This window comes from Myxococcus sp. CA005 (genome assembly GCF_006518205.1).
In the GTDB taxonomy this organism is placed as follows: domain Bacteria; phylum Myxococcota; class Myxococcia; order Myxococcales; family Myxococcaceae; genus Myxococcus; species Myxococcus xanthus.
Genome location: NZ_SRLV01000008.1, coordinates 95,777 through 107,984, shown reverse-complemented (window position 1 = coordinate 107,984; position 12,208 = coordinate 95,777). Strand labels below are relative to the sequence as shown.

At 68.2% G+C, this 12,208-nt stretch carries 4 protein-coding genes; all 4 read left to right on the top strand.

Features of this window, described 5'->3' with window-relative positions:
- The first annotated feature begins 195 nt into the window (after positions 1–195).
- The 4 genes from FMQ63_RS05405 to FMQ63_RS05390 all read left to right on the top strand — a co-directional run bounded on the left by FMQ63_RS05405 (position 196) and on the right by FMQ63_RS05390 (position 12,116).
- Positions 196–1,506, top strand: a complete 1,311-nt coding sequence (locus FMQ63_RS05405; protein WP_020477882.1) for a hypothetical protein — start codon at positions 196–198, stop codon at positions 1,504–1,506.
- A 61-nt stretch (positions 1,507–1,567) separates the two neighbouring features.
- Complete coding sequence (locus FMQ63_RS05400; protein ID WP_020477883.1) at positions 1,568–2,578, top strand: GNAT family N-acetyltransferase; 1,011 nt, start codon at positions 1,568–1,570, stop codon at positions 2,576–2,578.
- Between the two features lie 107 nt (positions 2,579–2,685).
- On the top strand, positions 2,686–5,973 hold the full coding sequence (locus FMQ63_RS05395) for a non-ribosomal peptide synthetase (RefSeq protein WP_011554590.1): 3,288 nt from the start codon (positions 2,686–2,688) through the stop codon (positions 5,971–5,973).
- The gene (locus tag FMQ63_RS05390; protein ID WP_011554591.1) at positions 5,970–12,116 is read left to right on the top strand and encodes a non-ribosomal peptide synthetase; all 6,147 of its coding nucleotides are present in this window, start codon (positions 5,970–5,972) and stop codon (positions 12,114–12,116) included. Before FMQ63_RS05395 ends, FMQ63_RS05390 begins: the two co-directional genes overlap by 4 nt.
- The last annotated feature ends 92 nt before the right edge of the window (positions 12,117–12,208 follow it).

Genomic DNA, 12,208 nt, shown 5'->3' with positions numbered 1-12,208 from the left:
AATGTTCACGCGACGTGGGTCTGCGCATCCGGACGTTGATCCGGAAAACTCCTGCGAGAGTCCAGGATTGTGCCCATCATGGGAAAGTCATGCAAGTGCCGCTCGCAGCCCCACAAGCGAACCCGCGCCTGACACATGTCGTTAGGATTGCGCAGTGGAGGCCGGTCTCGCGGGCCACTGCCTCAAGGAGCGTCCGTGGACCTGGAACAGATCTCAGAGATCCTGACCCGCCTCGAACAGCATGAGACACGCGCCGCGCGCACCCTGAACATGGTGCCGAGCGAGAACAGCATGTCGGCGCTGGCCAAGCTGCCGATGCTGCTCGATCTACACCACCGCTATTTTTTCAATGATGGGGCAGAAGAGGAGCCCTGGGAGTTCCGGGGCGTACAAGAGCTGTCCTCGCTGGAGACCGAGCTGGCGAGGCCGCTGCTGCGCGAGTTGGCCGGCGCCGAGTTCGTCAACGTGCGCGCGCTGTCCGGGCTGAACCTGATGACCCTGACGCTGTCCGCGCTCGGAGGCCCGCCTGGCTCCACGGTGATGCTGCTATCCCGCGCCCAGGGCGGGCACTATGCGACCGCGAGCGTCGCCGCCCGGCTGGGATTGAAGGTCTGCTACGCCACGGGCCCCGACGCGCACACCGTGGACGAGACACAGTTCGCAGAGACGCTGCGGGCCCACCAGCCGGGGCTCGTCTACATCGATCAATCCAATGCGCTGTTTCCCCTGGGCGTCGAACGGCTGGCGCGGGCCGTCCAGCGAGATGCCCCGAACACCCTGCTCCACATCGACGCAAGTCATTGGATGGGTCTGGTGCTCGGCCGTCAGCTTCCCAATCCGCTCACGGAGGGGGCCCACTCCTTCGGCGGCTCCACCCACAAGACCTTCCCGGGTCCGCAGAAGGCCATCTTCGCCACCAACCGGAGGGAGCTCTTCGAGCGCTTCCGAGCAACCCAGCAGTACATGGTGAGCAGCCACCACTTCGGGGCGACGGTGAGCCTGGCGTTGGCGCTGCTCGAGTTCAAGCACTGCCGGGGTGAGCAGTACGCCGCCCAGGTGGTGTTGAATACCCGGCGCTTCGGCGCCGCGCTCGATCGTCTCGGGTTGGCGCTTGACGGCAAGGAACGTGGCTTCTCGGCCGGCCATCAGCTCTGGATCCGGACGCGGGCCTCCGGCGTGGACGCGTTCACCGCGAGCCAGCGGCTGTTCGACGCGGGCATCCGCACCAATGCCTATCCATCGCTGCCCGGCATCCCTGAACCGGTCCTCCGGGTCGGCCTGAACGAGCCCACGTACCACGGACTCATGGCCGACGACATGGAGGAGCTCGCCGGGCTCTTCGTCGCGGCAATCTTCCAGACGCAGCCGACGGAGCAGATCGCCGGGCGTGTGGCGGCGCTGCGCGCGCGCTACCGGTTCCCCTACCGCTTCCCATCCGACGACCCAAAGCTGCTCGAACAAGCGATGCGACTGGTGCGTCTGGCGTTGACACAGCCCGTGGAGTGAGGCCGCGGCATGGCTTCCAGGGAACATGGACTGTCCGCGGAAGACGGGACAAGCTCGGACCATGAACCTGGTCCCCTTCGCGAACGAGCACCTGGAAGCGGCCGCCTCGCTGCTCGCCCTGCGGCACCGCGCCCATCGGGCCACGCTCCCGCTGTTGCCGGGTGAGCCCGAGTCAGCCACCGAAGCGCGGCGGATCCTGGAAGCGCTCCGGCAGCGACCTCGCACGAGCGGCTTCGCCGCGCTCCAGAATGGGCGACTCATCGGCTTCGCCCTCGGGACACTGCGGATCGACACCACGTGGGGGCGCTCGGCCTGGCTGTTCGCGCCCGGCCACGCCCTCGCCCCAGGAACGAGCCCCGAGGTGTACCGCGACCTGTATGCGGCCCTGGCCGCGCAGTGGGTCCAGGAAGGCTGCTTCGTTCACGCCGCGCTCGTCCCAGCCCATGATCGTCCCGCACTCGAGGCCTGGTACGGCGCCGGCTTCGGGCATGAGCAAGTCCACTCGCTCCGTTCCCTGGACCCGGTGGACCTCCGGCCTGGCGTCCTGGACAGCCCCCTCCGGCTCCGCCGCGCGGGCATGGACGATTTGGATCGGCTCCTGGAAATGGCGGGGCTCATCTCCGAGCACCAGCGCGCGTCACCGGTGTTCGCGCCGTACCTGCCCGAGTTTTCCAAAGACTGGCCGCAGGACTACACGGAGTTGATTGAGGGCGAAGCCGATCGCATCTGGCTCGCTGAGCAGGACGGACGGCTGCTCGGGTTCGCCATCTTCAGCCCTGCCGAACAGCCCCCCGACGAAGTGCTGACGCCTCCGAAGAGCGTCACCTTCACGGTAGGGGTCACACGGGAGGACGTTCGCTGCCGCGGCGTTGGCCGTGCGCTGTTCGCGCGTGGCGTGGAGGAGGCCGGGCGAATGGGATTCCGCGCCTGTGTCACCGATTGGCGCGCGACCAATCTGACCGCCTCCCGCGCCTGGCCCCGCATGGGCTTCAGTCCAGCCCTCTACCGGTTGACCCGCCGCATCGACGAACGCGTGGCGTGGGCGCGCGGCGCACGCTCCACCCATACATAGGCGTGGAACGTGTCCCCTGGATTGAACTGCCATTGAAAGAACGGTACCTCTCACATTGCCGCCCTGCTCGCGGCGTCTCCCTCTCAACGAACCGGACGGGCTGACTGATGTCACACCACGCCATCGAAGACATCTACCCGCTCTCGCCCCTGCAACAGGGGATGCTCTTCCACACCCTGTACGCTCCCGAGGCAGGACAGTATTTCCTCCAGATTACGTGCACACTGGAGGGGCACGTGGAGCCGGCGCACTTCGAGGCAGCGTGGCAGCACGTCCTCGATCAGCACCCAGCGCTGCGCACCTCGTTCACCTGGGAGGAGTTGGAGGAGCCCCTCCAGGTCGTCCACCGCGCCGTCTCCGTGCAGCTCACCCGGCGGGATTGGGGCCACCTCGCACCGAAGGCACAGCGTCGTGAGCTGACGGCCCTCCTCGATGCGGATCGCCAGCGCGGGTTCGCGCTCGATCAGGCGCCGCTCATGCGGCTGCTCCTCATACGCACCGGCCCTCGGACCCACACGTTCGTCTGGAGCTGTCATCACCTGCTGCTGGATGGCTGGTCACTCGGGCTGCTCCTCGAGGAGTGCCTCGACGCGTACCACGCGCTCGTCCGGGGCGAGCGCCCTTCGCGCGGCGTCACGCGCCCCTATCGCGACTACATTGCCTGGCTCCAACAGCAATCATCCGGGCAGGCGGAGCACTTCTGGCGCGAGCGGCTGGCAGGCTTCTCCTCACCCACGCCCCTGCCGGTGGCGCGGGCCACGAAGGCCGAAGGCTCCTGGCATGGGCGCTCCTCACTCATTCTTTCCGAAGAGACCTCGGAGCAGCTCCGCGCCCTCGCCCGGACGCACGCGCTGACGCCGAACACCTTCTTCCAAGGCATCTGGGCGCTGCTGCTCAGCCGCTATAGCGGCCAGTCCGACGTCGTTTTTGGCACCACGGTGTCCGGACGGCCCGCCGACCTGCCTGGCGCGCAATCCATGGTGGGGATGTTCATCAACACCCAGCCCGTGCGGACGCGGGTCGATCCAGACGGCCTCGTCCTGCCATACCTCCAACAACTCCAGCGCGAGCAGGCCGAGGCGCGCCAGTACGAGTACAGCTCGCTCGTGCAGATTCACGGCTGGAGCGAGGTGCCGCGCGGCCAGAACCTCTTCGAGACGCTGCTCGTCTTCGAGAGCTTCCCCTTCTCCCACGCCGAGACCTCGCCGGGCGGTGGCGCGACCGTCACGGACGTCGAGACCTACGACTTCACCAGCTACATCCTTCACATCGACGTTGTCCCCGGTCCTGCCTTCACCCTCCTGGCGAGCTACGATCGCCGGCAGCTCGACGACGCGACGCTCGCGCGGCTGCTGACGCACTACGCGCGGCTGCTCGAGGAGCTGGCCCATCACCCCGAGCGGCGCCTGGACGAACTCTCGATGCTGCCGGACGCCGAGCGCCGGCAGGTCCTGCTCGATTGGAACCAGCAGCGGGCGGACTACCCGTTCAACAGCTCCATCCCCCAGCTCATCCAGGAGCAGGCCGCACGGACCCCGGACGCAATCGCCGTGACCCACCGCGACGCCCAGCTCACCTACCGCGAGCTCAACGCCCGGTCCAACCAGCTGGCGCATCCGCTCATCGCGGAAGGCGTGGGGTCAGACATCGTCGTCGCGCTGCTCGGCGATCGAGGGGTGGACTTCCTCGCCTCCATCGTCGGGATTCTCAAGGCGGGAGGCGCCTACCTCCCGTTGGATCCGGACCACCCTGCCGAGCGGTTGGCGCAGATCCTCGGGCAGAGCCAGACCCCCATGGTGGTGGTGTCCCGAGAACGCCGCGCGCTGCTCGACGCGGCGCTGGCGCTCCTGCCCGCCGGTGCCCGGCCACGCGCGTTGGAGATCCCGGAGTTGCTGGAGCGCCAGGCCCCAGCGGACGATCCGCCTTGCCGCAGCCACGGGCGGAACCTGGCGTATGTCATCTACACGTCCGGCTCCACGGGCGCCCCCAAGGGCGCCATGCTGGAGCACGCTGGGAAGATCAACCACATCCGCGGCATGATTGATTTCCTGCGGCTGGGGCCAGCGGACGTGATGGCTCAAACGGCCTCACAGTGCTTTGACATCTCGGTCTGGCAGTTCCTCGCCCCGTTGATGCTGGGAGCACGAGTCCAGATCCTCGACACCGAACTGACGCGGGATCCCGCCAGCTTCCTGGCGGAGTTGGACCGGACAGGCATCACCGTCCTCGAGGTGGTTCCCGCGTTGCTGACGGCGATGCTTGAGCAGCTCGAGCGGATGGACCCCGCGCGGTTGCCGATGCAGTCGCTCCACTGCCTCATTCCCACCGGCGAGGTGCTCCCGCCCGCGCTTTGCAGACGGTGGCTGAAACTGTACCCGCGCGTGCCGCTGCTCAATGCCTACGGCCCGACGGAGACCTCGGACGACACGAACCTCTACACGGTGTCCCAGCCACCACCGGACGACGAGGAGCGCGTGCCGGTCGGCTACGCGCTGCCGAACCTGACGATGTACATCCTGGATCCGCGGCTGCGTCCCGTGCCTGTTGGGCTCGCTGGGGAGCTGTACATTGGCGGCATCGGGGTGGGCCGCGGCTACCTGAACAACCCCGCGCGCACGGCCGCATCGTTCCTACCGGATCCGTTCTCCGCCCTCAGCGGAGCGCGCTTCTACAAGACGGGCGACATCTGCCGCTATCGCCCCGACGGAAGCATCGAGTTCCTCGACCGGGCGGACTTCCAGGTGAAGATCCGTGGCTTCCGGGTGGAGCCAGGTGAGGTGGAGTCGGTGCTCGCCCGGCACCCAACGGTCAGGCAAGCCGTGGTGGTGGCTCGCGAGTTGCCAACCCGCGGCAAACAACTGGTCGCCTATGTGGTACCGTACGAGGGGACCTGGCCCGGTGCTGCCGGGGGCGGCCCCCGCGACGGCCACGAGGGCATCACAGTCCTCCGTGAGTTCCTCCAGGGACATCTGCCGCACTACATGATGCCCTCGGTCTTCGTCGTGTTGCCCGCGTTGCCGCTGAACGCCAACGGGAAGGTGGACCGCAAGGCGTTGCCCATGCCGGACGCCGCCGCTGCCCAGGAAGAGCGTGCGCCCTCGCCCCCCCGCTCCGATGTGGAGGAGCGGCTCGTGGCGCTCTGGCAAGAGGTGCTGTCGCGCCAGTCCATTGGCGTCGAGGATGACTTCTTCGAGCTCGGCGGTCACTCGCTGCTCGCTGTCCGCGCGCACTCCCGGCTGCGGGAACTCTTCGGCATCGACCTGCCGCTGCGGACCCTGTTCGAGCTGACCACCGTGGCCCGGCTGGCCGAGAAGATCGAGGCCCTCCGCTGGGCGACCTCGGGCCCTCCCAAGGACGAGCCGGAGGACGTCGAGCGCGAAGAGGTGGAGTTGTGACAGTCCTCGAACTGGTCACAGAGCTGCGCCAGCGCGGCGTGAGGCTGTGGCTGGAGCAAGAGCAGCTCCGTTGCAGCGCGCCCAAGGGCGTGCTCACCGAGGAGCTGCGCGCGTCCTTGCGCGCCCACAAATCGGAGCTGATCGATTTCCTTCGAGAAGCCCACGCGGCCACCCCCACCCACGCCATCATCCCGAGCGCACCCCGGCCCCCGCGGATTCCGCTGTCGTTCGCGCAGCAGCGGCTGTGGTTCCTCGACCGGCTCGAGCCGGACAGCCCCCTGTACAACATGGCGGTGCCGCTCAGATTGCGCGGTCCGCTTAACGTGGAGGCATTCCGGCGCGCCTGCTCCGAGGTCGTGCGGCGTCACGAGTCGCTGCGCACCACCTTCCAGATGGCCGAGGACCAGCCATTCCAGCACATCACCCCGCCAGCACCCCATCCCGTCCCGTTGGTGTCGCTCGAGGCACATCCGCCTGATGGCCGAGAGGCGATTGCCTCGAGGATGGCTCGGGAAGAGTCCTCGCGGCCATTCGACCTGACCCAGGGGCCGCTCGTGCGGACCACCCTGCTGCGGCTCGCTCCGGACGATCACGTGCTGCTGCTCACCCTCCACCACATTGTCTCGGACGGTTGGTCTGAGACCGTGCTCGTGCGGGAGGTGGCCGCGCATTACACCGCGGCCCCCGGCACCGGGCCCGCGCTACCGGAGTTGCCCATCCAGTACGCGGACTTCGCGCTCTGGCAACGAAGCTGGCTCCAGGGGGAGGTGCTCGAACGCCAGCTCTCGTATTGGCGGCGGCAGCTCGCGGGCGCGCCGCAGGTGCTCGCGTTGCCAACGGACCGGCTGCGTCCGGCGGCGTGGAGTGGCGCGGGCGCCAGCCTGGCGTCCCTCATTCCCACGGAGCTGGCGGAGGCGCTCCGGGCAGCGGCCCGGCGCGAAGGCGCGACCCTGTTCATGATGCTGATGGCGGCGTTCCAAGCGCTCCTTCATCGCTACACCGGACAGGATGACATCGTCGTGGGCACGGACGTGGCCAATCGCAGCCGCGCCGAGACACAGGGGCTGATCGGCTTCTTCGTCAACCAGCTCGCGCTGCGCACCCGCTTCGAAGGAGATCCCCCATTCCGGGAGCTGCTCGGGCAGGTGCGCGCCACGGCGCTGGACGCGTACGCGCATCAGGACCTGCCTTTCGAGGAGCTGGTCAAGGTGCTCAATCCCGAGCGGAGCCGGGGCCATGCGTCCATCTTTCAAGTCAAACTCCTGCTCCAGGACGTGGCGCTCTCGGAGCTGTCGCTGCCCGGGCTCACGATTCAGCCGGTGGAGGTGGAACAGGCCTCCGCGAAATTGGACCTCACCGTCTTCGTGGCGGAGACGCCGCGGGGGCTGGAGTGCAAGTGGGAGTACAGCACGGAGCTGTTCGATGCAGGCACCATTCGCCGGATGGTGGCGCACTACCAGCGGCTCCTGGCGGGCGCGGTGGCATCCCCTGGCTGCCGCATCTCCGCGCTCCCGCTCCTGTCCGCGGACGAGGAGCAGCAATTACTCGCCGTCTGGAACGACACCCGGACGGAGTACCCCCACGCAGCCTGCGTTCATACGCTCTTCGAGGAACAGGTCCGCCGGACGCCCGAGTCCCTCGCGGTCCTTCACGAAGGCTTCACGCTCCGCTACCGCGAGCTGAACGAGCGGGCGAACCAGCTCGCCAGGCGCCTACAGGCGATGGGCGTTGGCCCCGAGACGGTGGTCGGCCTGTGCCTCGAGCGCGGTCCGGAGTTGGTGGTGGGCCTGTTCGGTATCCTCAAGGCGGGCGGTGCGTACCTCCCGCTCGACCCCACCTACCCCTCCGAGCGGCTCGGTTTCATGCTCCGGGACGCCCGCGTTCCAGTGCTGGTCACCCTCGAACGAATCGCCGATAGGCTCCCCTCGCAGGGAGAGCAACTGCTGTGCCTGGACGCGGACCAAGAGCCGCTGGCGCGCGAGGCGACGTCGAATCTGGAGGTCCCTGTCACCGCCGGAAACCTGGCGTATGTCCTCTACACCTCGGGCTCTACCGGCACGCCGAAGGGGGCGATGATTGAACACCGGGGGGTGGTGAACTACCTGAGCTGGAGCACCGGCGCGTACCGCGTGGCGGAGGGCTCGGGGGCTCCGGTGCATTCCTCCATCTCCTTCGACCTGACGGTGACGAGCCTCCTCGCGCCGCTGGTGGCAGGAAAGACGGTGACGCTGGTCCCAGAGGACGACCGGCTGGAGGGACTGGCCAAGGCACTCCGCTCGAAGCCAGATTTCAGCCTGGTCAAGCTGACGCCGACACACCTGAGGCTGCTCGCGCGGCAGCTCGACGCGGCGGCGCTGGCCGGACAGGCGCGAGCGCTCGTCATTGGCGGGGAGACCTTGAGTGCCGAAGCGCTGGAGCCCTGGAGGAGCCACGCACCAGGGACACGGCTCATCAATGAGTACGGGCCGACCGAGACGGTGGTGGGCTGCTGCGTCCACGAGGCAACGCCAGATGACGCCCGCACGGGGTCAGTAGCGATCGGCCGGCCGATCGCGAACACGCGGCTCTACGTGCTCGACGAGCACCTGCGCCTCGTACCGGTGGGAGTGCATGGGGAGCTCTATATCGGCGGGGACGGCGTGGCCCGCGGCTACCTCGACCGGCCGGAGCTGACCGCGGAGCGCTTCGTGCCGGATCCGTTCGGCGACGTCCCTGGCGCCAGGCTGTACCGGACTGGGGATCGGGTGCGCCGCTTCCCGGATGGAGTGCTGGACTTCCTCGGCCGCAGGGACGAGCAGGTCAAGGTGCGAGGATATCGCATCGAGCTGGGCGAGATTGAGGGGGTGCTCGGCCAGGCCCCCGGCGTCCGCGAAGTGGTGGTGGTCGCGCGCGAGGACATCGAGGGCAGCAAGCGGCTGGTGGCCTACGTGGTACCGAACGAAGGCGCGGACGTGGAGCCAGAGGTGCTGCGCCAGCTCGCTCGCGCGAAGCTCCCCGAGCACCTGGTCCCCTCGGTGGTGGTGCCACTGGACGCACTGCCCCTGTCGCCGAACGGCAAGGTGGACCGCAGGGCGCTCCCCGCGCCTGAGGCGATCGCACGCGAGTCCCACGACGGGTACGTCGCGCCTCGGACCCGTGCGCAAGCCCTGCTGTGCTCCCTCGGAGCCGAGCTCCTGCGCCTGGAACGGGTCGGCATCCGCGACAACTTCTTCGACCTCGGCGGCGACTCCATCCTGGGCGTGCAGCTTATCGGCCGGGCGAACCGGGCTGGCCTGCACCTGACCCCGAAGCAACTCTTCGATCACCAGACGTTCGATGAACTCGCTGCGGCGTCGGGTACCGGTGGGTCCATCATCGCGGAGCAGGGACTGGTCAATGGCGACGTCCCACTCACCCCGATCCAGTGCTGGTTCTTCCGGCAGCCCCAACCCGCCCCCCACCACTTCAACCAGGCTGTGCTGCTGGAAACCCACGCGTCCTTCCGCTCGGACCTCCTCAAGCCGGCGCTCCTGGCGCTCCTGGCCCATCACGACGCGCTCCGGCTGCGCTTTGAAGAAACCGGGCATGGCTGGCTCCAGCGCTGCGCCGAGCTGGAGCGCGCGCCAGTCGTGAGCACGTTCAATCTCTCTGGCTTGTCCCCGGAACATCAGCGCCGCGAGCTGGAGGCCACTGCGGCAAGCCTGCAAGAGCGCCTGGATCTCCAACAGGGCCCATTGCTGCGGGCCGTGTGGTTCGACCTCGGCCAAGGGAAGCCGGGGCGCCTGCTGCTCCTCGCCCATCACCTGGCCGTGGACGGCTTCTCCTGGCGCGTCCTGCTGGAGGATCTTCAAGCGGCGCACCAGTCCCTCCTTCAGGGACGCGAAATCCATCTCCCCGCGAAGACCACCTCGTACCAGCACTGGTCCAAACGGCTGCGCGAGTACGCAGCCTCCGCCGCCCCCGCCTTCGACTACTGGCGGCGGATGGATTGCTCCAACGTGGCAAGACTCCCGGAGGACCTGCCCGGAGCATCGGCCGCCAGCGACACCGCCGCGGACGCCCGGACGTACACCGTGGAACTCGGCGAGGAGGAGACGTCCGCGCTCCTCCGCGAGGTGCCTGAAGCGTTCCGCTGCGGGATGAACGATGTCCTGCTCACCGCGCTCACCTCCGTGCTGGCGAACTGGACGGGGGGCCGAAGGTGGCTCGTGGACCTGGAGGGCCATGGCCGGGAGCCGCTGTTCGATGACGTGGACCTCTCTCGCACGGTGGGGTGGTTCACCTCCATCTTCCCTGTCCTGCTCGAAGCCCCCGCGGGTGACGGCCTCCTGGAGCTGCTGGAGTCCGTGAAGGCCCAGCTCCAGCGCATCCCGAACCAGGGCATCGACTTCGGCGTCTTGCGCTACCTGCGCCAGGATGACGCCGGTGGCCCCCCCGCGGACAAAGCGCAGGTGCTGTTCAACTACCTGGGGCAATTCGATCAGGTGTTCGCGGGCGACGGCCTCTTTCAACCCGCGGAAGAGTCCCCTGGCCCGACCGTCAGCCCTTTGGCGCCGCGCACCCACGCGCTCGAAGTCAACGGACTCATCCACGCCGGTCGGTTGAGGATCGGCTGGGCTTACAGCGAGGCCCGCCACCACGCCTCGACAATCGCCCGACTCGCGGAGCGCTTCCTCCAGGTCCTCCGGGAGCTCGTCGCGCTCGCGCGCGCGGGCGGGCACCGGGAGCGCGTGGCCCGATTCCCGCTTGCACGGCTGGCACCGGTGTCTCTTGAGCGCCTGCTGGCGGAGGCGCCTGGCACGGAAGACGTGTATCCACTCGTGCTTGGCCAGCGCGAGATGTTCGAACACACGCGAGCCCACCCCGGGGCGTGGGCTTACTTCACCCAGCTCTCGTGCCAGGTGGTGGGCACCTTCTCGCCAGAAGCCTTCGTCGCGGCCTGCCAGCGTGTGATGGAGCGGCACCCGGCGCTCCGTGGCTCGGTGGCGATGGAGTCGATGGCGGAGCCCCACCAGCTCGTCCACCGCGCCCCCTCGCTCCCCGTCGAGCGGCTCGACTGGACGAAGCGAACGGACAGTGAGGCGCACATCCTGCTGGAGCAATTCCTCGAGGCGGACCGCGAGGCCGGCTTCAGCACAGACCGGCCGCCACTGCTACGGTTCACGTTCATCCAGCTCGCGCCTCAGGCGTGCCACCTCGTGTGGAGCAGCCACCACGGCATGCTCGACGGTTGGAGCATGTCCCTGCTGCTAGAAGAGGTGTTCACGGTCTACGGAAGCCTCTCGCGCGGTGTCCCCGTGGAGCTGCCACCGCGCCCCCCCTTCCGGGAACTCGTCGCCTGGTTGCAGCGCCAGCAGCCCTGGCGCGCCGAGGAATACTGGCGGCGCGAGTTGGCGGGTTTGGCCGGACCACCGGCGACCTCCCTCGCCCCAGCCGGCGGGCAGCGACCGCTGGAGCATGCGCGGTATGCGGAACGAACGCTCGAGATGGCGCCGGCCACCACAATGGCGCTCCAGGAACTGGCGAGGACACACCGGCTCACGCTGAACACCCTGGTCCAAGGTGCGTGGGCACTGGTCCTGGCCAATGGCCCCCGCACCGAGGAGGTTGTCTTCGGGGTGACCGCGGCCGTGCGCCCCGTGGACCTCCCGGGTGTGGAGGACATGGTCGGGCACCTGATCAACACGCTTCCCACGCGCGTCCGGCTCGTACCGGGCACTCCCGTCCTCGAGTGGCTGGTCCAGTTGCAAGCGCAACAGGCCGAGCAGCGCCAGTTCGGCCACGTTCCACTCTCGACGTTGAGGCGTTGGACCGGGCTGCCGGACGACAGCCCCTTGTTCGACAGTGTCCTCCGCTTCGAGAACTACCCCATCCGCTTCGTCCTCGAGCGCACGGCGCCGGGGTTCACGGTAGAGGCCATGCGAATCATCGATCGCTGGCCCTACCCGCTGTCACTCGTGGCAGTCCCGGGCCCACCACTGAGGCTCGAACTCGGCTGGCAGCGCGATCGGATTGACGAAGACACGGCCACCCGTGCGCTGGCGCAAATGCAGTACGTGCTCGAGCGTCTCCTCGGGGACCCCGGACAGAGACTCTGTGCGTTGATGGAGGGACTCCAGGAGTGGGCGCCCCCGGCGCGGGTTGAATCAGGTAGCGGCGTCTGAGAGAATTCCGCAAAATCCGCAATTCACAGGTAGCGGTAGAGGGGAGCGCTCCCGGCCCACCCCGGAAGCAGCCCCAGCTCACCGTGGCGAGG

What these genes read in the sequence shown, in the direction of transcription:
- FMQ63_RS05400 (WP_020477883.1), top strand. Translation starts at nt 1,568, where the DNA reads ATGAACCTGGTCCCCTTCGCGAACGAGCACCTGGAAGCGGCCGCCTCG.
- FMQ63_RS05395 (WP_011554590.1), top strand. Translation starts at nt 2,686, where the DNA reads ATGTCACACCACGCCATCGAAGACATCTACCCGCTCTCGCCCCTGCAA.